Annotated in this window: 16 protein-coding genes; 12 read left to right on the forward strand and 4 right to left on the reverse strand. The window is 52.4% G+C overall.

The genetic code is table 11. From position 1 onward, the window contains the following. Positions 1-254 precede the first annotated feature (254 nt). The 4 genes from DDZ13_RS10960 to DDZ13_RS10975 all read left to right on the forward strand — a co-directional run bounded on the left by DDZ13_RS10960 (position 255) and on the right by DDZ13_RS10975 (position 7,265). Positions 255-572 (forward strand): PD-(D/E)XK nuclease family protein, encoded by a 318-nt coding sequence (locus DDZ13_RS10960; protein ID WP_158279894.1) that lies wholly within the window; start codon positions 255-257, stop codon positions 570-572. A gap of 472 nt (positions 573-1,044) precedes the next feature. After that, on the forward strand, positions 1,045-3,006 hold the full coding sequence (locus tag DDZ13_RS10965) for a hypothetical protein (protein ID WP_146209345.1): 1,962 nt from the start codon (positions 1,045-1,047) through the stop codon (positions 3,004-3,006). A gap of 356 nt (positions 3,007-3,362) precedes the next feature. Then, positions 3,363-4,886, forward strand: a complete 1,524-nt coding sequence (locus DDZ13_RS10970; RefSeq protein ID WP_146209346.1) for a hypothetical protein — start codon at positions 3,363-3,365, stop codon at positions 4,884-4,886. A 21-nt stretch (positions 4,887-4,907) separates the two neighbouring features. Then, a complete protein-coding gene (locus tag DDZ13_RS10975; RefSeq protein WP_110131501.1) occupies positions 4,908-7,265 on the forward strand; it encodes a PEGA domain-containing protein in 2,358 nt (785 codons plus the stop codon). A gap of 192 nt (positions 7,266-7,457) precedes the next feature. On the opposite strand, the gene DDZ13_RS10980 is transcribed toward DDZ13_RS10975, so the two are convergent. Continuing rightward, positions 7,458-8,969, reverse strand: a complete 1,512-nt coding sequence (locus tag DDZ13_RS10980; protein WP_110131502.1) for an Hsp70 family protein — start codon at positions 8,967-8,969, stop codon at positions 7,458-7,460. A gap of 180 nt (positions 8,970-9,149) precedes the next feature. Here DDZ13_RS10980 and DDZ13_RS10985 point away from each other — a divergent pair, with 180 nt between their 5' ends. After that, positions 9,150-9,638 carry a hypothetical protein gene (locus DDZ13_RS10985; protein ID WP_146209347.1) on the forward strand — a complete coding sequence of 163 codons (489 nt, stop codon included), beginning with the start codon at positions 9,150-9,152 and terminating at the stop codon, positions 9,636-9,638. Positions 9,639-10,211: 573 nt separating this feature from the next. Here DDZ13_RS10985 and DDZ13_RS11000 read toward each other — a convergent pair. Next, positions 10,212-10,853 (reverse strand): PEP-CTERM sorting domain-containing protein, encoded by a 642-nt coding sequence (locus tag DDZ13_RS11000; protein ID WP_158279895.1) that lies wholly within the window; start codon positions 10,851-10,853, stop codon positions 10,212-10,214. Positions 10,854-11,803: 950 nt separating this feature from the next. Here DDZ13_RS11000 and DDZ13_RS11005 point away from each other — a divergent pair. The 4 genes from DDZ13_RS11005 to DDZ13_RS11020 all read left to right on the forward strand — a co-directional run bounded on the left by DDZ13_RS11005 (position 11,804) and on the right by DDZ13_RS11020 (position 17,677). Then, positions 11,804-12,877 (forward strand): LacI family DNA-binding transcriptional regulator, encoded by a 1,074-nt coding sequence (locus DDZ13_RS11005; RefSeq protein WP_110131507.1) that lies wholly within the window; start codon positions 11,804-11,806, stop codon positions 12,875-12,877. A gap of 267 nt (positions 12,878-13,144) precedes the next feature. Then, the gene (locus DDZ13_RS11010; RefSeq protein ID WP_110131508.1) at positions 13,145-14,026 is read left to right on the forward strand and encodes an HAD family hydrolase; all 882 of its coding nucleotides are present in this window, start codon (positions 13,145-13,147) and stop codon (positions 14,024-14,026) included. A gap of 28 nt (positions 14,027-14,054) precedes the next feature. Beyond that, positions 14,055-15,848 carry a glycoside hydrolase family 3 protein gene (locus DDZ13_RS11015; protein ID WP_110131509.1) on the forward strand — a complete coding sequence of 598 codons (1,794 nt, stop codon included), beginning with the start codon at positions 14,055-14,057 and terminating at the stop codon, positions 15,846-15,848. Positions 15,849-15,901: 53 nt separating this feature from the next. Next, the gene (locus tag DDZ13_RS11020) at positions 15,902-17,677 is read left to right on the forward strand and encodes a sodium:solute symporter family transporter (RefSeq protein ID WP_110131510.1); all 1,776 of its coding nucleotides are present in this window, start codon (positions 15,902-15,904) and stop codon (positions 17,675-17,677) included. 150 nt (positions 17,678-17,827) lie between these two features. On the opposite strand, the gene DDZ13_RS11025 is transcribed toward DDZ13_RS11020, so the two are convergent. Further along, a complete protein-coding gene (locus tag DDZ13_RS11025; RefSeq protein ID WP_110131511.1) occupies positions 17,828-18,487 on the reverse strand; it encodes a hypothetical protein in 660 nt (219 codons plus the stop codon). Positions 18,488-18,618: 131 nt separating this feature from the next. Between DDZ13_RS11025 and DDZ13_RS11030 the strand changes: the two genes are divergently transcribed. The 3 genes from DDZ13_RS11030 to DDZ13_RS11040 all read left to right on the forward strand — a co-directional run bounded on the left by DDZ13_RS11030 (position 18,619) and on the right by DDZ13_RS11040 (position 23,982). Next, positions 18,619-20,700: a beta-galactosidase gene (locus DDZ13_RS11030; protein ID WP_199221105.1), complete on the forward strand. Its 2,082-nt coding sequence runs from the start codon at positions 18,619-18,621 to the stop codon at positions 20,698-20,700. A gap of 100 nt (positions 20,701-20,800) precedes the next feature. Next, positions 20,801-23,209, forward strand: a complete 2,409-nt coding sequence (locus DDZ13_RS11035; protein WP_158279896.1) for a glycoside hydrolase family 95 protein — start codon at positions 20,801-20,803, stop codon at positions 23,207-23,209. After that, positions 23,206-23,982, forward strand: a complete 777-nt coding sequence (locus DDZ13_RS11040) for a DUF6250 domain-containing protein (protein ID WP_110131513.1) — start codon at positions 23,206-23,208, stop codon at positions 23,980-23,982. Before DDZ13_RS11035 ends, DDZ13_RS11040 begins: the two co-directional genes overlap by 4 nt. Positions 23,983-24,312: 330 nt before the next feature. On the opposite strand, the gene DDZ13_RS11045 is transcribed toward DDZ13_RS11040, so the two are convergent. Continuing rightward, positions 24,313-25,038 (reverse strand): hypothetical protein, encoded by a 726-nt coding sequence (locus DDZ13_RS11045; RefSeq protein WP_110131514.1) that lies wholly within the window; start codon positions 25,036-25,038, stop codon positions 24,313-24,315. Positions 25,039-25,044 lie beyond the last annotated feature (6 nt).

Consider the following 25,044-nt stretch of genomic DNA (forward strand, 5'->3'; position numbering starts at 1 on the left):
GCCCCGCAGCAAGGACACTCCTTCGGCTCCTCGCGCAAACGAACCCGCAACTCGTAAACATCAGCCTTGCTAGAGACCTCGATCACTTCGTATCCTGCTAGACCTATCTTGTTAATCATCGGGGACAGCCAAGGCAGCGGACCCTCTATACGGCCAGAATCTGCCCAAGTATTTTGAGGAGCTCTAAACGCTGACCGAGAAAGAGGTCGAGATGATTGAGGACCTGAAAGAGCAGATCATTAAATCGGCTGAGTTTGTTCGCGGCGATCCGATGGAGCTTTCAGTGTATCGGCGGATTACTCTCTGTTTTGGAGCACTCAGCCTATCTGGCTGCCGGTGAACGGGTAGAAGGCCGCGAACTGGTTTTCCTGACGAAGACCGAAACTCCGAAGGTGATCATCCATCGTCTGATGCCTGCCACCGTTCGCGAGAAGCAGCGTGCCTTGGATATGTCGATGGCCGCAGTGGACGGAATCTACCACGAGCGTTTCTATCCCCAGCCGGGTATGCACTGCTCGTGGTGCAGCTACCGCGCCGAGTGTTCACTCTGGACGGAAGGAGGTTCCCAATGATGCCCTGGGTTGTCGCTGGCGGCCTGACGGTCGTCACCAGTCTCTTGATGCTTGATGGTAACGATCCTCCTCCACCGCCGCCAGCTCCAGCAGCTGATGTTAACAGCCTAAGCGACGCGATCTTCTGGATCGGCGGATGCTCTGTTGCCTGTTCCCTGATCGGGGCCTTTACGCTAATTACGGTGACGCGTTTAAGGAGAAAGGATCGACCATGAGCACAGCGATAAAGATCCTGCTTGTGTGCCTGACCTCGTAGTCACTCAAGATCAAGGCCTGCATCCTTCTGGATGTTAGGCCCGTACGCTCGACTCAGGCAGACTAAATATTGAACTCTCTTTGTTTGCTCGTGAAGAATAGGAAGTCTTAGGGGTAAAGGCTCAGAGGCGTATTTTGTAAGGATAAACTCAAATCTTTCTCTTGCCTTGGTTGTCTGGAGATTTGTTACTAATGGCTAAGAAAACTAATGCTTATCGTGCACGCGACTGAATTTAATCGTAAAATAAATGAGCTTGCTAAGCGTGGAGAGCGTCTTGCGGAAGAGCTTGAGGCGGGTCAGGCGGATTCTCCATTTACAAATGAGTTCAAGTCATTGCAGCAGTCGGTAAAGTCTACTCCGATTCGAGCGTTAGTCATCGGTATTGATACAGAGACCACTTATGCTGCACTTTCATCTCTGATTGAGCAGGAGTATAATGTCTGTAAAGTATTTGTACCTTCGCGACTGGGTTACAGTGAAGTTGTGCTGCAGGAGCGTGGCTTTCAGATGGACACGGGTGAGCAGCGCCTGGAATTTGACGATGTAGATTCATTCGTCACTGCATTGCAGGATGCTCATGTATTACACGACGAGGACAATCCCAAGTGGATGGATCCGTTGCGTTTGCAGCTAAAGGCTCCGGCGCATCTTAGTGGTTTAAGCCTGCTCGTCCCTGATTCGATAGATAGTATCGTTAAGAAGCCGGCCCTTCTTTCTACCTTAGCAGACCAAGCGGACTGGCTGTTTCTGGCAGGCTATACAGGCTCTTCTTTTACTGATGAGCAAATTTCAGCGCTCCAGATCATGCTGAACAGCATGATTGGCTTTCAGGGCCTTTTAGTTTCACCGAAGGAAAGTACCAACTCGAAGCAAGTGCAGTCCGCATGGTGGAAGAACTGGCGTGTCAATCTATCGCTGGGTGTCGTCAATATCGAATCCTCTATCCTTTCCGGTCGCCTCGCAATGCTGACCAATCCCGAGAGTGAGTTGCGTCAATTTATTCTCGAGTCCCGAAGAGCACATCGTTTGGAGTCGGGTTTTGACCTATTGCTCAACGAGCTCCAACAGCAGCTAAAGCGACTGAATAGCAAAGCCCGGTTAGTGAAGGGAGAGCTGGATTCCGGTTCAGGCGAGCGTGGCACGCTGCGGCGCAGTGCTGAGGATCTTCGATCTCGAATTTCTGATGAGTACGACAGCATTCGTCAGTCTTTGGAGCAGGAGGCGAAACGACAACTCTCGCCTCAGGGAGAAATCTATCTGGCTTTGCGAAATGAGGTCGACCGATTCGAAGCGGATGACATAGAGCAGACAATGGCGGGCTCGAAGATTAAGCTCCGAATTAATGATGAAACCCGGGCTGATTACACCCAATTGATTACCCGTCTCGGGAAGCAACGTATTCAAGCTGATATACAACTCTTAGGGGAAGGTATTGGGCTATCGGTCCAATCGGTCGAAAAAGATTTGGAGGAAATGACTGGTTTTCGTACGAAGCTCAGCCTAGATCCGATAGACGAACGGCAAATCTGGGATTCTACCGAAGCCATCGCACGTCCAGAAATTAAATATCGTGGTGATATGGATAAACCCACCCTGATGAAACGCTTTCAATCCGCGCGTCAGGGTATTATGGGCCTGATGATGATGGGGATGGTATTTACGGGGATCTCTGCAATTTCCGGTGGTAGCAGTGGGGGTGGCGGGACCAGTTTTCGCAGTTATCTCTATGCCGCTATGCTCCCCTTGCTAGTTCTTGGGTTCTTCTACACCTATATCAGTTTCCGTAAAAAAGAGGCCGAAACGCTGGATCGTGAAGTGGAGCGTTTTCACGAAGGACTCTTTTCTGAATTGCGCCGCATTATGTCTGATGTGCTGCGGCAGGAACAAAATTTACTGGGGCAACATTACCAAAAACAGTCCAAAAAAGCTCAGAAGCAGATAGCTGAGGCGCTTGAGCGCGCGGATAACCTGCAGAACCAACAGCTTAATGAAATAAAGCGCAAGTCGGCTGATCAGCAGCGACAAATCGATCAGCGCAGCCTTGTTCTAAAAGATTCAATTCGGCAGTCCGAAAAATTAAGTAACGAAAAACGAAGCCTCGATCGGCTTAAAGCCGAGTGGCTTGGCGATTGGATTGAGCGTTTCAACCGAGGTGAGTTTAAGCCGCCCAAGGCCTGATCCTGTGTGCCATTGCGATAATTTAGAGGTGACCCATGCGTTAATTATATAAGATTTGGTGACACATGAACGGCGAAAACTTGCGCTTGAAGTCTTTTCTGCGAGTGCAGTTTGCCGATCGAATAATGTTGGCTTGAACTCTTTTGTGGCACTATTCATTTATTATTGGCATTAATTTTACAGTAAAGTAACACTTATAGATACTTGGCCTTTGAAAAGCTGTTCTCCTATAATTTTAAATCATTAATCTGACCATGGCCGAACCCCAATCAACTGAAACGACGACAGCTGAGCAGGATGCCGCTGCTGCGGAAGCCACACGGGTTGCGGCGGAACAATCTGCTCAGGATGCTAATTTGTCTGCTCAGGAGGCTGCGGGCTCTGCCACGAACGCAGCTCAATCGGCGACCGCAGCCGATACCTCGGCCCAGACTGCGGCACAATCCACGTCTTCAGCCGATACCTCGGCTCAAGACGCGAGTCAGAGTGCCGCAAGTGCGTCAGGTAGTGCACAAACTGCGGATCAATCTGCCAGTGCGGCTGAGACTTACGCCCAGGATGCGAGCCAAAGTGCCGCAACTGCCGATGCTGCAGCGGCTCAAAGTAATCAAAGTGCAAATATTGCGGATCAACAGGCGGGTGATGCCGCTTTAAGTGCGGGGGTTGCAGAGACTGCTGCGAATGAGGCCACACGCAGTGCAAATCAAGCCTCAGTCGAGGCACAGCAGTCAGAGGCGAGTGCTGATATCGCTCAGGATCAAGCGCGAGAGGCTTCGGCAGCCGCAGATCAGGCGCAAACCGAAGCCGGGGATGTTACACATTCAGCGGAAACTGCTCAGGACGCAGCGTCGGTTGCTAGCGATTCTGCAGAAGCAGCGAAAGAAGAAGCCGAACTAGCCGGTGAGTCCGCGCAAAGGTCTCAAGAGCAGGCTGAGTCTGCTACTGCCGCAGCTGAAACCGCCCAGGAGCAGGCAAGTGCTGCGGAGGCATCTGCAACTGTGGCTGAGGACGAAGCCGAACTTGCGGGTGAGGATGCTTTGCGGGCTGAAGATCAAGCGGCTCGCGCTGAAGATGAAGCGACACGTTCAACAGATGCAGCAGATTTTGCAGATGAAGAATCGGCCAGAGCAGCGAGTGGCGCAGATCTGTCTCATGAGGAATCGGCTCGTGCTACAGTTGGTGCTGACGATGCGGAAACAGAATCTGATTCCGCTAAGGAATCGGCTCGAAGTGCCTATGATAAGGCGGATGCTGCTGATGGGGCTGCAAGCAAGTCTGAAAAGTCTGCTGATGAATCTCGTCGCGAAGCGGATCAGGCCCGTGAAGATTCGGAAAATGCAAGTGCATTTGCCAACACGGCAAAGCTGGAAGCGCAGGAGGCAACTGCGTCGTCTGGACGTGCTTATGGCGAGGCTGCTGAAGCAGTGACTTCAGCTAATCAGGCTTCGACCGCAGCTTCGCGCGCATTTTCCAGGGAGGGTGATGCCAATGCGCACGCGAATGCTGCAGACTCTTACGAGCAAGATTCCCAGAAGAGCGCGCAGCTGGCAAAAGAATATGAGGCGCAGGCTAATGACTGGGAAGAGGGAGCCCTAATCGCGAAAGAGAATTCCGAGGATTTGCTGCGTGAGATTGAACAAATGCATGTGGAGGCCTTGGGCGTCCTGAGGAGAATGTTGTCGCTGGAGAGAGAAGCAAGTCAAGCGTACGAGGATACAAAAGCCGCCAAGCATAATGCAGAGGACGCTCAGGATAAAGCCATTGCGGCAGAGAATAAAGCAGAGATTGCGCAGAGAGAGGCAGAAGCTGCGCAGAAAGCTGCTGAAGAGGCTTTAGAGGCATGTAAGGCCGCCGCGGCAGCAGCTAAGGAGTGTTGCTAGTTAAAAAGCATTAACAAGAAGATGACTCCCGACGAAGCCTACGTAATCCTTGGCATTGAGCCAACGGTAAGTGAAACTGAGCGCCACGAAGCGTTTAAAAAGAAGCAACAAGCGCTGGAGGCTAAGCTGGCTAAGGCCCCCACGCCGGGCCTGAAGGAGAAATACCGTCAGGCTGTTAAGCAATTGGAGGAAGCGATTGAGCTAATCGAGTTGTCGGAGGATGGTGGTCTGCTGCCGAGCTTAGCTCCAGATAAAGGCCAGGAGAGTGTGATTTCCTCGCCTAAGGTGGATGCGGAACTTCCTTCATCAGGAAATGAAGCTGCTACGCCTGTTTCTCCGGGTAAGCGCTCGGGTGGGAGTAAGCCGAGCCATAAAAAAGAGTTCATCCTGATGGCTCTTATTTTACTTTTATTATCAGGTGGTTTTGCCTACTGGTGGTTCCGGCTCGAGTTGCCCAAGCGGGAGCTGGCTGACCTCTCTTTTCGGGCGGGAAAGACGGCTGAAGAGAATAGTGAATTGCCTGCAGCACGACAGGCTTATGCAGAGGCATTGTCAGTATGGGGGGGGCATCCGGAGGCGAGTCGTGAATTGGAGCGGCTGGAGTCGACGATACAGTATGCTGTGAATCAGCATTTTACAAAGGCTGAGATGGCAAAGGACGATGAAGATTGGTCTGAAGCTATGGATGCTTACCGGTCCATCTTAGATTTTGAGCCTGAGAACATGAAAGCACAGCTCGCGCTTGAATCCCTTGAGTCGATGCTGGAGAAGGCCCGTGGTGGACTGAAGGTGACAACAGTGCCGGGTGGGGCTGAGGTCACACTAGTTGGTATTGGCACAGAGCTTTCGCCGGCAACCTTTGCCAGCCTGAAGATTGCTACGTATACAGTTCGAATTGAAAAGACCGGCTACAATCCGGTCACCAAAAAGATCAAAGTCAGCAAGGACCGTGTGACCTCCGTTGATGAGAACCTGAGGGAGAGCTATGGTGCACTTGTCATTGAGACTAAAAATAGCGGACAACCCTATGTCTTGAATCAGATTAAGGCGGATGTTCCGCCGCGTCAGCCCTTCGAAGCGCGCCAGGGCAAAACACCTTCGGTGGAAGCGGATTTACCGACCGGTTCTTATCGTGTTGTTATGCAAAAAGAAGGCTGGCCTGATTTTTCCAGAACGTTTCGGGTTGTGCGGGATAAGAAGATCCCTGTGCAATATGAGTTTGCTTCGGGTGATGTCCTTGTGAGTAGTGAGCCTAGCGGGGCGCAAATTTTCAGTGCCTATCTAGATGGTGAGGGGAAAGTGCGATTTACCGCAACTGGCAAAACGACCCCTCATACATTTAAAAACCTTCCTGCCGGGCAATACGCTTACCTGTTGAAGCGTGCTGACTGGCCGGATGCACAAACGACAGTCGTGGTTGAGAAAGATCACAAAGCGAAGGCTCATTGGACCTATGGTTATGGCGGGCTCAGGGTTGAAACCGATCCTTCTAGTATTGAGGTGTTGCAGGTGAACGCTTCTGGTCAAATCGTTGCCAACCTCGGTAAAACTCCGTTCAATAAAAAAGTTAAATCCGGTAACTATCAATTGAGGATGGTTGATGATTATACGAACTGGGGGTCTTTGTCGGTGAATGTTCCGACCAATGATAATGTCAACCTTAGGAAAAATTTTGATTACGGCAGAATGATGGTGGATACAGTGCCATCTGGCGGTTCTATCTCATTTAGAAATGAAAATATCGGTCGCGGACCTGTCGAACTTTTGCTCCCTCCTGAGGCATATCAAGTCAGCGGATCAATGACTGACTATTACGATAATACAGATTCAGTTTCTCTGAGGTCAGGCCAAAATGCCAGCATCACTATAGATCTTAAGAAAATTGATCCTAGGATTTTGCGAGCCAGAGAAATGGCTGGAGAATATATTTACAAAAATAACGATGGTGACGAAGATGGATCCGCAAAAATTGTTTTTGATGAAGCGAATAATGTTTTAAAGCTTTCAGGGGCATCACGAATTAGGAATGGGGGGCGTTCTGGCGCGCGCGTACTCTCTGTTATATCTTTCGATTTTAAACTTCCGATTTCTTCAATATCAAAAGCTGGCGTGATTCATTTGCAGAATCGTTCAGACCTTAATCTAGAGGCACGATCTTCAGCTAATTTTTATGGTAACACTAACGGTGGTTGGGGCTTGAATATTAGTAAAGTCGAAGTTCGTCATCCTAAGGGAGTAAAAGAATTAAAGATATCAGAATCATTTGGAAAGGACACGTTTACGATAATAGGATTTTCTGCTAAATATGTAAAAGATCCTCAAGGGAATAAGGCTGAAAGTGTCATTTGGCCAACCACGTTTGAGCGAAAACAGAACTAATCAATGTATTTTAAATTATATTACTTACTTTATGAGAATTCTTTAGATATTATATTTACTGAAGCCTGTGAAGTCCTTGGTTTCTAGTCGAGTGCAAGTGAGGCGACGCTACTAATTTACTTTAATGCTAAGCTTCGATCGGGATAACTGATTTGTTAGCACCAGGTTACATTCTCACCAACCTGTACCCGCTTAATATTTTATCTGAATCTGCTGCATGAATTTGTAGGTGTCTGAGAGGTCTGAGTCGCTGCCTTTTGAAAACTGTTGCTCAACGGATTCGCCAGTGCGCCCGTCCTTGGCAATGACTGTGACGCGTCCAGCGTCGTCATATCCCATGTGAACCTGTACCGGGTAGTTCTTTTCAGGTTTCTGGATGGGGCCGAAATCGAAACTACCAAGGCTCTCGGCCGGTGTATAGGGATCTTTGCGCTGTAGTATTTCGAGTGAGACCGTCGTCTGCTCGTCCTTACGGGTATAGACGGTTTGCTTGAAGGAAGTCGGCACGGGCACGTTCTTTTCGATCATTGGATGAAAAATGATCTTCTTTTTTTCGCTATCAAAAACACGGATGCCGAGCTCGTTGGAAGTGACAATCTGTTTAAGTGGTGGAGCGGCAGTCTGCTTGTCGCCGTAGAGTTGTTCAGCAAGGAGGGCTGCGCCGAATGCGACTGAAGCGTGAGGCTGCTTGCGACGGATACGCGTAGCAGGAAGACCGGACATCTCGCGAACCTTACGCTCTATGCAGGGTACTAAGCTGGAACCTCCTGTAAGTACCAAGTCGTCTATGTCATCCCAGCTTAGATGTTGATTGGTTAAAGCTCGTTCGCAGACTTCCTCACATGCCTCCAGCCACGGCTCGGCAGCCTCCTCAAATTGTTGGCGGCTGAAAGTGACCCGCATGGAGCGGCCGCCTAAGATGAGCGGGCGACTGATGACGTCATTCTTTGGATCAGACAGCTCTAATTTAGCCTTCACAGCAAAGAGGCGGAGTTTCTGCATGGCTTCGGCGTCATTACGGATGTCTGCACGGAACTGCCCCAGGTGCTGCTCCGCAACAATGTCCATAATAACTTCATCAAAGTTCTTGCCGCCGATATTGTCAGCGCCCTCCGTGGCGATAGCATAGAGGCCCTCCGGGGTAGCGGAAAGAATAGTAGCGTCAAAGGTGCCGCCACCGATGTCGAAGACGAAAATTAGCTTTTCCCCTTTCTTGGTATCGAGGCCAAAATAAGTGGCCGCCGCCAAAGGTTCTTCTACCAGTCCAAGGACAGCGATGTCGGCAAGACGGCCAGCGTTAACGGTCGCCTCTCGTTGGGCCTCGTTGAAATTTGCGGGGACAGTAATAACGGCCCCTGTGATCAGCTCACTGGTCGCAGCTTCTGCATCCTCCTTTAGTTTTCTCAGTATTAGAGCGGAGATGGCTTCAGGTGAGTATGACTGCGAATTATGGTCCGAATAGACCGGGTCCCCGTTTTTACCCATGCTAAGTTTGGCAAATCGGCAGTGGGATAGGGTTGGCTCCTCATCAAGAATTTCCTCAACCAGATCGCCTATCACACAGCCTCGCTCACCGATGTGCACAACAGAAGGCGTTTGAAAACGCTTATTGTCATTCTGAGCCGGGCACAAGGTTGGGGTACCTGTCGCATTTATATAGCTGACAAGTGAAAAGGTCGTACCAAGGTCAATACCCACTATCATGTCTGTATTCAGGCAAAAACAGTGAAAATGAGAAGCACAAAGATTTGATCAACCTGCCATTGGATCCTGTTCGTTTTGGTGGTCGGTGAAGAAACCTAGTCCATCAAACATAGGACGATTCCGTGGTTTGTCGGTGGCTATCTGGATACTCTACATGTTGAAGACCCCGAGGTGGTGTAGGTGGAGCGGGTATTTCTCAATTCAGGATTAAAAACCTATATCATCGGGTTGAAAGTTGGAAAAACCAGGCCCTGCTACCATAACATCTATTCCGGAAAGGATATTATTGAAGTGACCTTTAACGACCCTGTCAGCCGTCTTTCGACAAGGACGACTATGTTCGATATCGAGGTGGAACACATGGCCATGGCTGTCTTTGCGGAGGACACGACCCCTCTGAGCTTTGAGCAGGAACCTTGCTCTGTTGAGGTAGGGCCGGAAGTCATTCTCGACTCGACGCGTTATGTTGATGAGCGTGTTCAGGCAGTTGATCGAATGATGAACGGAGCAGAGACGGCACAGGCAGCGCACCGCTTGCGTCTTATTCATCGAGATGCGAGCAAGAACCTTTATCTGATGACCAACGCGGTGATCCCTGTTCGGGTGGACAAACCGATGTGGGTTCATGCAGAGGGCGCCATCACAAAGCAAAACCAGGGGGGTTGCTGAAGTAAGGGAAGCTCTGATTTATGGTGAGTATGCGGTCGGGTTGGGTACTCGCTGGAGGCCCTGGCCGGAATGTGTTGGCCAGATGGACAGTAGGTTGCGAAAACGCATTCTAGACGCGGTCAGTGAAGACCCGGAGGTTTTTGGGTGCGTGGGCATCGAGTATCAGCTCAGGACTAGCGGCAGGAAGACTCGGGAAGTGTTTGTGCTGGGAGCGACGGGTGAGGGCTGTACTGAGGAACTCAAGCGGGAATTTCCTTCGGACGAGGTAGTGGGTGCGCCATAAAACTCCAAACGCTTGTATAATTTTAATAGGAGAAATGAGTTTGATGGCGCAAAAATACTATTATGTTGTCCCAGCCCTGACCCGCTGCCACCACCCATTCTTCGGCAACTCAATCCCTCGCTTCCGGCAGCGCTTGCGTATTGCCAAGGTTCAGGCTCTCCTTGCCAAAAGCAAATTCCAATCAGAAATGAGGATTGTCGCTACGCTCGAATCGACGTTTGACCATCTTTAGGTCGACTCGGTCAATCACTCCGCAGTGAGTTTCGATTGATCGCGAAGAAGAACTTCAATCATCGGCGACGCAACGCCAGAAGAAATCCTATAAGGCCGAGGCCCAAGCCAAAACTGGCTGGTTCAGGCACCGCCGTCATGATTCCGTCGCTTTCGAAGAAACCATCTGGTCCGCTGGTGTTAACGAAGTTACTATTCTCGAACTGCAGCACTCGGCTACCCCCTGTCAGGCTGCTGACCTCTTGATAGAAATCGTTTCCGGCGGCCGTATGACCGGTCAACTGCACTTCGCTCATTCCCACTCCATTCAAATCATCGTTGCTTTCCACATCGACGCGGAAGTCGTCGACGAAAGATCCGGTGGCCCAGAGGACTCCGTTGTAAAAGAACTCCACCGGTTGAACGTTGCTGTCCAATTCGCGGTATTCTTCCCACCCCGGCGAAGAGGGACCGGGCGACTGCGAGTTCGCTGCATCAAGCTCAAGGTCGCCGAAAGTGAAAGTGAACAGGCTGGCATTGGGGATGGAACTGAACCCGTTATTTGTGATTCCGGTTCCGTTGCCGGAGGCAATTTCACCCCACATGAAGTTTCCGGCAACCCACGGAATGCTTGTCAGATTGTCGTAATCGGAGAAGCCGTCATAATTAAGGGTGGCGGCGTTGAGGGCGGTGGTTGCCGCCATGGCTGATATAAGAATCATTACACGTTTCATAAGATAAACTTACTTTTAAGATCAATTGACTCGTATCTGACAACTCCAGAGATCGCCTGAGGCGAAAAGGGGGATAAAGACGGGAAACCTGATGTCAGGTTCAGCCGAATGGTTACTCGCCACCTACAACTCCTACACTTTCATCTTCCGCCTGGCCCGCAGTGAATCGTCCAGACCGTAATCGGCAGCTCGAAGTGCCGGATCAGTGACATCAGCCTGATCGAGTCGGTAGGTTTTTCCACGATCAGGATGATGCCCGCCTGCCTGTTGCTCTAAAAGGCATAGTTCAAGCTCTGGCCGATAGCTACCTCCCATTTGGGGGCGAAGATTTTTCTAATTCTCAGAAGCCCTCACTTTCTGCCAGTGGCCATGTAATTCGATCTCTCGCTTCAGGCAACGCTTGCGGATCGCTTGATCTGCCTCTCGTAGCTGATGATCCTCGAGGGTAGTGCGGACAAGGGTATGGTTTAGGTCGCGTCCGCTGTGTTCTTATAAGAGCTTATTTTGTTCTTCAACAGCATCAGCCCGATACTTGAAGTTCTTCCGGATCCTATCCCCGTTTTGCTTGTATCCCTGGACGCGATATGATGTGCTACCATTAGCCTTTGTCTGGAACTTGTTCCGGCAAACGAAACCTGTCCGGGCGTATCGGAGAGTACGCCGGACCCCACAAGTGCAAGCGGGGTCTACACCAAAGTTTGGGGGCTGAAGCCTTTCCTTTCTATTTTCGTGGTTCATATTTAACCGCACTGGGCGATGACGCACAAGCAGGTTGGGAATTCGACGATAAAAGATCGTAGCGGAGACGTGCGGTGATGCCATGCCGGGAACGTGTTGCCTAAGACGCCGTCTCAGCGTGCTCGGCACTATTTCAGTTCTTGCTATCTCTACTTCCCGCAACTTATTTTTATTGAATCCAAACAATCACTATTAACCAGATGAAAAAAGTTCGCGTATCCCAACAGCAAATTGCCCGTGATCTGGGCGTATCCCAGACGTTGGTGTCCATGGTTCTTAACGGTCGCCGCAAAGGTGTTTCGGAGAAATCGTGTCAGAAAATTTTGGAACATGCTCGTAGTCAGGGGTATCGACCTAAGGGGATCGCGACGGAGTTTCTTTCCACGCCTGCTCTCAATCGTTCCGTGGGACTCGTTCTGCGCGAGGGAGCCACACTTTACAGCCAGAGCCCGTTTTTTGGACATGTGCAGCACGGTCTCCATGAGTACCTTACGCAAGAGGGTGGCAACCTTGTTTTCATGGGTGTGGAACAGCACCTTGATTCAAAACGCCTGCAAAGTCTGCAGAATCCAGAGGCATTTGTCGGGCTGGTTATTTTGGGGCAAGTGACGAGAGAGTTTCTGCAAGCTATCCTGAAATTGCACTCCAAGGTGGTGACGATATCCTGCCAATATCCCGGGCTTTGTGATTCGGTGGTCCCGAATGAAGAACAGGCAGCTGATTTGATGGTACAGCACCTCATGGATCTTGGGCACAAGCATTTTGCCTGGATTGGAGGCAATTGTGGATCGCAGCGGGCAAACTCCCGGCTAAGGGCGGTTCAGAGTGCGCTGCACCTTCGCAACGCTTCTCTCGATACCAAATATTGCTTGGAAGCTGAAACCGGTGATCGTCGTGACGGAAGTCAGCTGGCTGAGGTATTACTGAAAGAATCAGGCAACGGCGAATCGCCGACAGCATGGATTTGTTTCAACGGTGTGATGGCTCGCGGGGTGGTCAGCCACTTGACGAGCCAGGGCCTGCGTGTCCCTGACGATATCAGTATCACGGCTTTTGATGCGACACGGGTCTGCGAAGAAGAGCATCCGACGCTTACTGCAGCCTCGACTTCGCCTGAATTGATGGGCCGTGTCGCCGCTGAGCGTCTCCTTCAGGTCAAAGATGAGAATCAGGTCAGCTTCGTTGACTCCGTCTTACCGGCAGAGCTCGTTGTGCGAGAAAGTACCGGGCAAGCCCCCAAAGCAGCGTCCAAGGGGCGCAAGCGGGCACGTTAATCGCAGCCTCCGATTAGTCATCCGGAGAACATCCAAGGCCTTCGTCCTTTCTGGGTGAAGGATTCCGAAATTTTTTATTCGGCAGCCCGTTCATTCTGATCGCTTTGTGCCTCCGTACCCGCGGCGTATGGAAACTTTGTGTGAGATCGTAAAGAAACGTTGACGTGATAATATAATACTTATTAATTTTAATAAATTAACTCTATCCTTCGCATTGCAGCGCGGTAGCTGAAGGATTCGACTCACTCTATATTCAGCTTTTATTTCATGTCGCCTAAACGTTATTTCCTGGGAATTGACTCCGACGGAACGGTCTTTGACTCAATGGTTATTAAGCACCAGCGTGTCTTTCAACCGGTTGCCATTGAGGTATGGAATTTAGGCTCGGTCGAGGCGCAGTATTGTTCCATCGCGGAGTCGATTAACCTTTATTCTGTGCATCGCGGGATTAACCGATTTGCGGGTTTGGCCATGATTTTTGATTTACTCGCAAAACAGTCGGATGAGGCGAAGGTATTGCTTGAAGGGCAGGCGGATTTGCAGGAGTACGTCCATTCCGGGAATGCTTTATCTTTCGCAGCGCTGGCTAATTATAATCAGTCCAAGCAAAGCACTTTTCTCGACAAGGTTCTGGAGTGGAGCCTGCGAAGTGACTCGCTATATTCGGATATAATGGAGTCCAAAGGGAATCCGGTGTATCCATACGTGCGGAAATCTCTGGAGCGGGCATCGGAGCATGCCGATATCGTAGTTATTTCATCTTCTTCCCGTAAGACGCTTGAAGACGACTGGGCGAAGGCCGGGCTACTATCACTGGTCACAAAAATCGAAGGGCAGGAGCAGGGCAGCAAAACCTGTCAACTTAGAGAGGCGCTGGAAGCGGGTTACCCGGATGGCTGTGCATTGATGATGGGAGATGCCCTGAGTGATTTAGAGGCTGCGCGTGAACACGGCATGTCATTTTTCCCCATAATTCCACGTGCTGAAGAAGAGTCCTGGGAGCAGTTTTACGGGGTCGCCCTGGCCCGATTTTTCGAGGGCTCCTATACCGGCGAATACGAACAGGAAAGATTAGCTGAATTTGAAGGTACGCTTGTTCCGGATAATGAGGCGGTCGATTTTTCAGAGCCGGTTTTTCAAAACAGCTAATTTAGAATTTTAACCTGACTTATTTATAATGAGCGAAGACCACAGTATAGAAAAGATACTTGATGCCATGTCACTCGAGCAAAAGATCGGGCAGTGCGTTGTGGTTGGCATGTCCGGTAGCATCCCTTCCAATGCACTGAGAGAATCGATCGAACGCTACCATTGTGGCGGCATTCGCCTTTCACCTTTCACGCGCATGTTCCGCTACTTTACCGATTCCAAGGCAAAGAAGCAGGAGCTGGGCGATGATTTTGTCCCCTCCATGCAGAAAATCGCCGACCCGGGTACACCGCCTTACTGTACTCCGGAACAGTATGCGGAAATGCTGAACGGTCTGCGCGAACTGGCTTCCAGGCGAAATCCTGCCATCCCTCTTCACATGGTGATCGACCAGGAAAACGATACCAGTAAAGACCTATCGCGTGGCGGCGTGGTGCAGTTTCCCTCCTGTATGGGGCTTGTTGCCGGAGGCAGCCTTGATGTCGCCCGTGACGTTGCCCGCAGTGTTGCCATCCAAATGAAGGCTTCCGGGTTGGACATGATCCACTCACCCGTTGTGGACGTGAACATCAATCCGAACAATCCGGAGATCGGCTTTCGTGCATTCAGCGATGATCCGGAAGTGGTTGCCGAGTATGCAATCGCAATGCTGCAAGGCTACCAGGAGGGCGGGGTTATTGCGGCTGCCAAGCATTTTCCGGGCCGTGGTGATTCGGCTACCGATGCGCATCATGCCTGTCCGATACTCGATGTGAGTCGTGAGCGTCTGCATGCCGTCGACCTGCTGCCCTATAAAAGGCTGATCGAGGCCGGTCTGGATTCCATAATGATCGCGCACTGCATTTACCCGCAAATCGATCCCGATCATATTTCGACGGTTTCCCGCAAGGTCGTTACCGGCTTGCTTCGGGAGGAACTCGGTTTCGAGGGTCTGATCACTTCCGACAGTATTACCATGGGTGCTTTGATTGACCGCTACGGAATAGGTGAAGCCTGTGCCCGTGCACTGGATGCCGGAATTGATACGATTCTGATGAAGGCGGAGAATCAATGGCGCGGCGAGATGTTCTACACCATTCGGAAATGGGTGGAAGACGGCCGGATTAATTCGGACGAACTTGATGACAAGGTGCGCCGTGTCCTTCGTGCGAAGATGAAATACGGACTGTTTGAGAAACACGGCAAGGTCGATGCCTCGCAGGCGGCGACACCATACAAGGACGAGGTGATCATCGAGACTTCGAAAGTCGCTGCTCAAAATGCGATTTTGGTTCCGAAGGACGATTTCGGGGTGCTTCCGCTGGATCGAAACAAGAAGGTGTTACTCATCAACCAGCAAAACTCAATCAAGTCACCACACGACCTGTGGGACCACCCGGCGCTATTCTCCCAGATTATGGAGGAGGATTGGCCGAGGCTACAGACCTACGAAACCAAGTTCAGTTCGACACCGGAGCAAGACAAGGCGGTTGTGGAATTTGTCGAGGCCAACGATTACGACGTAATCTTTTGTACGAATTTTTACGACCGTCAGGCGAAGCCGAACAGTTACGTGAAAACTCTCATCGATAAAGGCTACCCCGTGCTTCTCATGACCAACACGCCTTACTGTATTAACGAAGTCGGAGGTCTTATCCCTTCAGCCGGAAGCGTGATTTTAAATATGAATCTGACGCCGGAAGGGTTGCGCACCGCAAAGAAAGTGATCTTTGGTGAGTTGAAGCCCAAGGGCAAATGGCCAATTTCAAATTATAACCCTTTCAAAACTGAGGAAGAATCGTTAGCAACGGCACCCGCGGGTAGTATGATCCCGGTCAAATAAGCAGACAACTATTCGCCGGCCAGACGCACCCGATACTAAGCCTCTACTCCTCTATGATTACTGCAGCCGACTATACGGTCATTGCTCTTTATTTTATTTTCATCCTGGCGGCCGGTGTGCTTTTTCGGAAATTTCTTTCCAACACCAGCGATTACTTTCGGGGCGGTGGCAAGATGTTCTGGTGGATGACGGGGAGCAGCGCCTTCATGACGCAGTTCAGCGCCTGGACCTTCATCGGTGCTGCCAGCAAAGCCTATGTGGACGGGCCGATCATACTGACCATCTTCGTTGCCAACGCGGTCGGCTTCTTCATCAACTATCTTCTGCTTGCGCCCATGCTGCGGCAAACGCGCGTGGTGACCGCGATCGAGTCTATCCGCTTGCGACTGGGCAAGGGCAATGAGCAGTTCTACACGTGGATGAATATCCCCATTGGCCTGATTTATGCCGCCATCTGGCTCAATGCGGTTGGTAAGTTTTTCACCCAGGCTTTTCCCGGGTTTGAACTTGTTCCGACCATAATCGCGCTTGGCCTTGTCGTCATGCTGGTGTCCGTCGTCGGTGGCTCCTGGGCCGTATCGGCGACCGACTTCATTCAGCTCACATTGCTCATGCTGGTTACGATTGTAACCGCAGCCTTCTCCCTCCATGCGGTTGGCGGTCCGGGAGAATTAATCGCTCAAATTCCTCACGAGAGTGCATTCGGCAATGACGTGACGCTCCCCGCTCTCGCCGTTTTCTGGATGTTGACCGTGTTGCTCAAACAAATTATCTCGACGAACTCGATGACCAACGCGAACCGCTACCTGAACGCACGGGACAGCTCCCACGCCCGGAAGGCGGCCCTGCTCGCCTCGATCCTTTTCCTCGTGGGCTCGGTTATTTGGTTTATTCCGCCGATGGCGGCGTCGATTATATATCCGGATATTGCCGGCATGGTTTCGCCGGACTTCGCCAACCCCAGCGAGCTGTCCTACGTGGTGATGGCGCAAAATATTCTGCCCAACGGAATGATTGGACTCTTTATTGTCGGAATGTTTGCGGCGACGATGTCATCCATGGACACCGGCCTGAATAAAAACGCCGGCTACTTCATCGTGAATTTCTACAAGCCGGTGTTACGCAAAAATTCGAGTGAGAAGGAGCAGTTCTGGGCCGGTAACATCGCCAGTCTGGTGATGGGGCTGGCCGTCATCGGTATTGCACTTTATCTGGAAGTACTGGCCAATCAAGGCGAGGGCAAGGGACTCTTCGAAATTATGTTGAGCTTTGGTGCCATCGTCGCGGTCCCGATCGCAGTCCCCATCATCCTTTGCCTTTTTATCAGGAACACTCCCGACTGGGCGGGTTGGAGCTGTGCCCTGGTCGGCATCGTGACAGCTGTCCTCATTAATCACGTCTTCACGGCGCCCTGGTTTGAGGGGCTGATCGGGCACGACCTGAGCGGAAGAGAGGAGAGTGACTATCTTTATATTATCACCGTGGTGTTGAATGTTGTGTTGGTTTCCGGGTGGTTCTTTTTTACCCGGCTCTTCTACCGGGGCTATTCAAAAGAGCGGCAAACAGAGGTGGACCGCTTCTGGTCCGACCTCCACCGACCGGTGGAAGCCGACGAAATGACCTCTGAACTGGATGGCCCCCAGTGCCGGATTATCGGTTGGATGGCCGGTATCTTCGGCGGGTTCATGACACTGCTGATGGTTATTATTCCGAACGACTTGGCAGGTCGAAGTGCGTTCTTCTTCTGCAGTGCGGTGCTGCTTGGAGTCAGTTTTCTCCTTTTGCGGTCGGCCAAGCGGGCGGATGCGCGGCATGCCAGCATTAAGTAGGTGTCGTGCTCGCGCCACCCGCAAGTGGCGGGATGGTTTCGTAACTTGCGCGAGGTTTACGAAGGCTCGGCGGGCTTCCCCATTCGACAGGCTCATGGCCTGAGGTGAGGAAAGCTTCTGACATCAGTCACAGGCGAGACGCATGTGGTATTACGGTTGCTCGATCGTAACGTTGCGAATCAGGCAGGACGCGGGCTGTTGTGGTATGCCGCGAATGCGAAAGGCAATGTGGCCGAGCTGAAGCGGGCTCGCGTCGACACCCTGAAAGAGCCGCTTGCCGTTGACGGAGAGCCAGAGCTTCTTTCCTTTGCGACCGACTTCGATGGAGTGAAATTCACCATTGCGCATCACATTGTCATCGTGCTCTCCCAAAGCCGACTTTGTCGGGAAGCGCATGCCAAATGGTTTACGGTCGTGGGCCATGTTGTGGAAAGCGAAGAAATAATTATCCAGACTGTTAATCCAGTGTCCCATGCTCCCGTCATAGTTTTCCGGCAAAGTCAGTGACTCGGCTTCGCCTGGGTCGGAAGCACAAATAATCGCGACGCAGACGCTGGCAGCAGACATGGGCATCAGTTCATAGCGAAGGATGATGTCACCTTCGTAGGATTGCGGGCTGACCACCATGACGCCTTTGCTCCCGGGGGTTTCCTCCATGTAAAGCATCCGGTTCTGAAAGTTAATGGAGCCCTTTCCATAGAAATTCCATTCTTCAGCGATTTCTTGCGTGGGTATACTTTGTGAGCTGAGAAAGTTTGTAGCCAACAGGCTGATACCCAGTGCGAAGGAGAGCGAATATTGTCTAATCATATACAATTATGTGTCGGTTCGTTTCATTTAATGGGCGGAAATGGTATTTTAATACCTTGCAAGAAGAGGGTTCGATTAATAATTAAAAGCTTCCAAGTTTCAACCTTCCAGATGTCTTGTTACCCATTATTATGATTTTGAAAATTAAGCCTCTCTTTCTGATTTCCTTACTCCTGCCTCTCGCGGTTAAGGGGGAGCATGAATTTTTCCCCGCGGAACAGCTTATCACCACGGGCGCGTTTTATTATCCCGAGCACTGGGACGAGAGTCAGTGGGAGCGAGATATGAAGAACATGGCCGATCTGGGCCTTGAGGTTGTCCACATGGGCGAGTTTTCCTGGGCGGCATTGGAACCGGAAGAGGGTGTCTACGATTTCGAGTGGCTGGACACTGCGGTCGACCTTGCGGAGAAATACGGACTGAAGGTCATTCTCTGTTCGACCACCGCGACGCCGCCGGCCTGGCTCTCGACCAAGCATCCGGAGATTTTACGGGTGAATGAGGACGGCAATCGCCTGGCGCACGGGCGCCGACAGCAGGCTTCCTTCTCCAGTGACTTTTACCGTCAATACAGTCTCGGTATCATTGAGAAGTTGGCCCAGCGCTATGGCAAGAATCCCAACGTCATTGGTTGGCAGCTGGACAATGAACCCAAAGGCACGGTCGACTACAGTCAAAATGCAACGGAGCGCTTTCGTAACTGGTTAAAGGAAAAATATGGTACGATTGATGCCCTGAATGAGGCCTGGGGGGCCGCTTTCTGGAGCATGACCTACAACAACTTCGAGCAGATCACGCTGCCGCGGATCAGTCTCGGCATGAATAATCCGCACCACCATCTCGATCACGACCGCTTCATGGCCTACGAGACGGCCAGCCACCTCCACCTCCAGGCGGAAACCATCCGGAAACACGCTTCCGAGGACCAGTGGATCACGACCAACTACCAGAACGACCAGGGCGACGCCGACCCCTGGCTGCACAAGGACGAACTCGATTTTGTCTCCTACACGACCTACATGGCCCACGCCTACAACATGGGAGTGGGGGAAGAGGGCTATCGCCGTGGCATGCCTCACCACATCGTCCGGGCCGCCGACTATTACCGACCGATCGGCGGGATCACTGGAATTATGGAACTGCAACCGGGCCAGATCAACTGGAGCCGGGTGGCGAATCCCTTGTTGGAGCCCGGCATCGTGCGCATGTGGCTTTGGCATGCTTATGCGGCGGGCAATGAATTTGCCTGCACCTACCGTTTCCGGCAGCCCGTCTATGGTTCGGAGATGTATCACTACGGCATCATGGACCCGGACGGCGTGACGACGAGCTACAGCGGGATCGACTTTTCCACCTTTGCCGAAGAGATCCGTGGGCTTAGAAAGGAATACGATCCCGCCCGTCAGGCCGATGCGAATTACTTGAGCCGCAAGACCGGCATCATGACCAGCCGCGATAACCGCTGGCGGCAGGAGCGCCGTCCGCTCTCCAACGAGTGGGATTATTTTACCTTCGTTTTCGATCATTACTATCCGGTCATTAAATCCTTCGCTGCACCGGTCGACTTTATCGATGAGACAGAGGACTTTTCGTATTATCCGGTGATTGTTGCCCCGGCCTACCAGTTGCTTGACGAGGGCCTGATCGAAAAGTGGGAGCGTTATGTCGAGAAGGGCGGGCACTTGGTGCTGGCTTCGCGCAGTGGTCAGATGAACCGCGACGGCCAGATTTGGCAGGCCCGCCGGGCCGAGCCCATTCTCGAACTGATCGGTGCCGAGCTATTTGCCTTCGATATCATCCCCAGCCCCGAAAACGGCTCCGTTGACTACGAAAATGAGTCCTATACCTGGAATATCTGGGGCGATATTCTCGAGCCCATGCCGGGGACGGAAACTTGGGCGACTTACGGAAACAGTTTCTACAAGGGCAAGGCCGCTGTCACGCATCGCAAGCTGGGGCAGGGGACGGTGACCTACATTGGTCCCTATACGGACAATGCTGCGTTGGAGAAAGCCGTGCTCCGAAAGGTTTACCATCAGGCCGGTATCACCACGGAAGATTTGCCCGAGGGCATGATGCTGGAGTATCGCGATGGTTTCGGCATTGCCGTCAACTATTCCGACGAGACCTACACCGTGCCCGCTCCGGCGGACGCCGAGTTTATCTTCGGCGGCCGCGAGGTCGGGCTCTGCGGCGTTTCGGTCTGGAAGTAGACTGAACACGACTTGCCGTGACATCCCGCACGAACAAGGCCATGGCTTTTATAATTTTAAAACCTTACAAGAATCCCGAACACCAAATATGAGACATACCATGAACAGAACCCTAGCTCGAATGAGCTTCGTTTCCTGCGCCGGTTTGATTTTTGTTCTCTGCGGCTGCCACTCCTTGACCGGGAGTTTTCAGAAGGCCCAGTCCGAAAAAACCTACGAACTCTGGGAGCGGCAGCCGGCCCCGAACCGCGGGCACGACTTTGAGATCGAAAAGCCCGGTCGCGGCTATCCCTTCGATCCCGATTGGGAGCGGTGGTCTTATCCGCTGGGAAACGGCATGCTGGGAGCCAATGTATTCGGCCGGACCGATGTGGAGCGTATCCAGCTTTCGGAGAAAACCTTTGCCAATGGCAGTGCCTACGGGCGTGGTGGCGCGACCAACGCGACCGAGCTCTACCTTGATATCGGGCATGAAAATGTGACGAATTATCGACGCGCATTGAATCTCAACGACGCGATTCATACTGTAAGCTATCAGTCGGGTGGGGTGGGCTATCAGCGTGAGTATTTCACCAGCTATCCGGACGATGTGATGGTCGTTCGGCTGACGGCAGACGAGGCAAAAGCACTGTCGCTCACCGTGCGTCCGGAAATTCCCTATCTCGATGCCCGTAACGAACTCGATTCAAAATCCGGAAGCGTGACCGCTGACGGCGACTTGATCACACTGACCGGCACCATCGACTACTATCAGGTGAACTTTGAAATCCAGGTCAAAGTCCTGCCAGAAGGCGGACGCCTCCTCACGGGCGAATCCAGTATCCAAATCGAGGAGGCGGACGCCGTAACTCTGCTGGTTGCCGTGGATACTAATTATATCCTAGGCCCGCACATTTTCCTAAATGATCCGAAGGATAAGCTCGACCCCGAGATCGATCCACATGCCTGGGTGGCTGAAAAAATCGAAAAAGCGACGGCACTCGGTTTCGACGCTTTGAAAGCCCGCCACCTCAAGGACTATCGTGACCTCTTCGGGCGGGTTGCAGTCAATTTGAATTCCCAGGTGTCCGAGCTTCCGACCCATGGCTTGTTGGAGGCTTACCGCAACGGTGCCCACAATCCCTATCTGGAAGAGCTGCTCTTTCAGTATGGTCGCTACCTCTTGATCGCCAGCTCGCGGGAAACCACGCTCCCGGCCCACTTGCAGGGTGCTTGGACGCAATACGAGGTGAGTCCCTGGTGCGCCGGTTACTGGCACAATATCAACGTGCAGATGAACTACTGGGGCGCATTCAGCACCAATCTGGCCGAAACCTTTGATGCCTACCTGAACTATTTCGAAGCCTACAAGCCCCAGGCCCGGCGTTTTGCCCGAGAGTTCATCGAAGAAATCAAACCGGGCGAGTTGTCGGACGATCCGGCGGACAATGGATGGATCCTCGGGACAGGGGCCAACGCCTACCAAATCTCCGGCCGCTCCACGCACTCTGGCCCCGGGACGGGGGCCTTTACCTCTCAATTGCTGATGGATCATTACGATTTCACTCAGGATGAAACCTATCTGAGGGAGGTCGGTTATCCGTCCCTACTGGAAATGAGCAAATTCTTCGACAAGGCGCTACATGAAACCGAGGACGGAGTCCTGCTGATCAAGCCCTCGGCATCACCGGAGATTAAGTTGGAAAACGGGGAATACTACGTCACCGAAGGTTGCACTTTTGACCAGGGCTTCGTCTGGGAAAACCACAACAACGTGCTGCGCGCGGCCGAGGCGCTCGGCCGGGACGATCCATTTCTCGATGTCATTCGTCGGCAGATCCCGAGACTCGATCCAATTCAGGTCGGCAGTTCCGGCCAGATCAAGGAGTTCCGCGAGGAAAACACCTACGGTGAAATCGGTGATCCCCATCATCGGCATATTTCCCATCTTTGCACCCTTTACCCCGGGACTTTGATCGACACTTCAAAGCCCGAATGGATGGAAGCCGCCGCGACAACCCTGAACCTGAGGGGGGATCTCACGACCGGCTGGGCGATGGCGCACCGCATGATTTGCTGGGCGCGTCTGAAAAGCGGTGAGCGCGCGCTGGAACTCTACCGGAAATTTATCGTCAACAAACTGGGTGAGAACCTCTGGTCCCTGCACCCGCCTTTCCAAATCGATGGCAATTTCGGTTGCATGGCCGGCGTGGCGGAAATGCTACTGCAGAGTCACGAGGGTCACATTGACGTGATTCCGGCCCTGCCGGAGGCTTGGGAGAACGGCAGCTTCGACGGCTTGGTTGCCCGGGGTAATTTCGAAGTCTCGGCGGCGTGGGAGGCGGGCCGACTCAGCCAGCTCTCCGTTGTATCGCGCAGCGGTAAAGACTGCCGCATAAAGTATTCCGGTCTTGGGGACGCATCGGTCTTTGATGCGAAGGGCCGGTCCATTGAAATAATGAAAGAAGGGAAGGACGAAGTGTCCTTTCAGACCGAAAAAGGCTTAACATATCACTTTCGAATTAAATGAAGCCAGCCACCCAATCCGGCTGTGCATGGTTCCCTCAACTTGTGCTATGTGCTGTTTCCTCTGTGCTGGGCAAACCCCTTGAAGCGCAGAATCCCGGGACAGACGGTACCGATGCCGCCAGGGGCGGTTTACCACCAACCCAAACGGAAAGCCTGCTTTATCAGGACGGTTTTGAAGGCGACCTCTCCCAGTGGGTGGTGGAGCAACGGCCGATCGGCGCGACAAGGATCCGGGACGGAAAACTCGATATTCTGGCGCCGAAAGGGTGCACTGTCTGGTTTAAATCCAAGCTCAAAGGTTCGGTAGCGATCGAATATACCGCAACCATGGTCGATCAGGGTGGGCCGCACGACCGGGTGAGTGACCTCAACTGCTTTTGGATGGCGATCGACCCCGAGCACCCCGATGATCTGTTTGCGGGCAAGGCGCGCAATGGTGATTTCGGGAACTACCACAGCATGCGCCTTTACTACGTCGGTTATGGTGCCAATGGCAATACGACCACCCGCTTTCGCCGCTACCCCGGCGATGGGACCCGCCCAATGTTGCCGGAGCACGATTTGCGTGATGAGGAATTCATGCATACGCCAAACCGCCCGATCCACATCCGGATCGTTTCGGACGGCAGTAAGGTTCAATTCTGGCGGGACGGTGCCATGGTCTACGATTTCGACGACCCCGAACCGCTGACCGAGGGGTGGTTCGGCTTTCGCACCGTTCGGAGCCACATCCGGATCGACGATTTCCGGGTGTATCGCCCGGTGGCGGAGTAATCCCCATCTCCGACCTTTCCCGGCAAAAGCAGAAGGGGCGCGGGTCCAGGCTCCCGCTTTTACGAGAGCGGCAACGTGGCTTGAGGCTTCGGGAAGCCACGCCCGCACACGTCGAAACTCCGTTTCGGGGATTTTCATTACCAGCAAAAGCGACGCTCAGGAGTCGACGGTTTTCTTTCTTTGAACGGCTGCCGCTTCGCGGTTTTCAAAGCGGGTAACGGTTCGTCATCGGGTCCTTTACGGCTTGAGCGAGGACGGGAGAAGCTTCGGGCGCCAAGGTTACCCGCCAGCACTCCGATACGACACCTCTATTCTCTACAAATACAGGTGTTAATTGTTTCGTGTTGCGCGGTCGAGAAAGCGGCGGACTTGCACCCGCTTCCCGGATTCCGACAGGAAGACGGTTGTACGAATCCCCGGTTTTTCCCGAAAAAGATTTCGATATTTCACCTTCCACCCATCTGCTTCCTTGGATGCGGTCGCGACACTGAGTGAATTATCGTCCCGGGCGGTCGGTTTGAGGTGCTGAAATTCGCCGCGCGGGATGATGGCCTGTTCGTCGTTAATTTTGATGGCGAGTTCCTTGTCGGTAAAGTTGACGATCCGGTAGCCCGGTTCGACCTCGCCTCCGGTTTCAGCCAGCGGGAAAATCTGGTATTTCCAAGTGCTTGCCCCGTTCACCTTTTCTTTGAGCAGGAGCAAATATTCGCCGGGGCCCGGCGGGTCGAAGCTACCGACCGGGCGGGGCACGATTTCGCCTTCGGCGTTGAGCGTGGTTTCACCTTTCTTATATAGAATCAGCGGAGTCGGTCCGCGATATTCCAACCATTTTGACGGGTTGGCAGAGGTAGCAGTGAATGTTTCGGCTTTCCCGCCCTGAAGGTAGAAGAGGTCCTTGCAGGTGCCGGACCAGCCCATGGCGCGAAAGCGTACTTTGATCTGTTCGCTATCCGGGCTGGAACTCTGCTGGGCCTGTGTCCTGATTTGGAAGCCCGGACCAAGCGAGAGTAGGAGCAAGAGGAGTGTAGGGATGAGAGGTATGGATTTCGGGGACATAACTGC

This window comes from Coraliomargarita sinensis (assembly GCF_003185655.1).
Classification (GTDB): domain Bacteria; phylum Verrucomicrobiota; class Verrucomicrobiia; order Opitutales; family Coraliomargaritaceae; genus Coraliomargarita_B; species Coraliomargarita_B sinensis.